Origin of the sequence: Micromonospora yasonensis (assembly GCF_026013475.1) — a bacterium.
In the GTDB taxonomy this organism is placed as follows: Bacteria; Actinomycetota; Actinomycetes; order Mycobacteriales; family Micromonosporaceae; genus Micromonospora; species Micromonospora yasonensis.
This window is the reverse complement of the sequence record NZ_JAPDPH010000471.1, coordinates 1-792: the sequence shown is the minus strand read 5'-3', so window position 1 is coordinate 792 and position 792 is coordinate 1. Positions and strand designations below refer to the sequence as shown.

The following is a 792-nucleotide window of genomic DNA, read 5'->3' as shown; positions in this document are numbered from 1 at the left end:
GATCTGCCCGGTGGTGGGTGGGTGCCGTGGCTGCTGTCCGCGAAGACCGAAACCTCACTACGCGAGTACGGCCGCCGACTGCGCGACTGGGCAGCCGACACCGACGGCCTCGACCTGATCGGCGTGGCACACGCCCTCGCCGGCCGGTCGGTCTTCCCACACCGGGCCGTGATCCTCGGCCGCACCCTCGACGACTTCACCAACGCGCTCACCGCCCTCGCCGACGGCACCGACCACGACAACCTGACCCTCGGCGAAGCCCGCGACAGCGGAAAGGTCGCCTTCATCTACCCCGGCCAAGGCAGCCAATGGCCGGCCATGGCCCACCACCTCTACCGCACCTCCCCCGTCTTCCGAAACAGCATCAACACCACCGACACAATGCTGCGCGGCCTCGTGGACTGGTCACTGCTCGACGTGATCCTGGAGAAGCCCGACGCGGCCAGCCTCGAGCGGGTCGACGTCGTCCAACCCACCCTGTTCGCCGTCACCACCGCCCTCACCGCCCTGTGGCGACACCACGGCATCAACCCCGACGCCGTCATCGGCCACAGCCAAGGCGAAATCACCGCCGCACACGCCGCCGACGCCCTCACCCTCAACCAAGCCACCAGGCTCATCGCCCACCGCGGCCAAGCCCTCACCACCATCGAAAACACCGGCGGCATGCTCGCCATCACCGGCCCGACCCCGGCCGACCTCACCGACCTGCTGGAACAACTCGTCCCCGACCATGCCGCCGAACTGCACCTCGCCGCCCACAACGCCCCCACCAGCTGCGTCCTCTCCGGC

1 protein-coding gene is annotated in these 792 nt (G+C 69.4%); it reads left to right on the top strand.

The features are described 5' to 3' along the window. Nucleotides 1–21: 21 nt before the first annotated feature. The coding region (locus ONA70_RS36400) for an acyltransferase domain-containing protein (protein WP_265011009.1) at nucleotides 22–792 on the top strand (771 nt) is incomplete at its 3' end.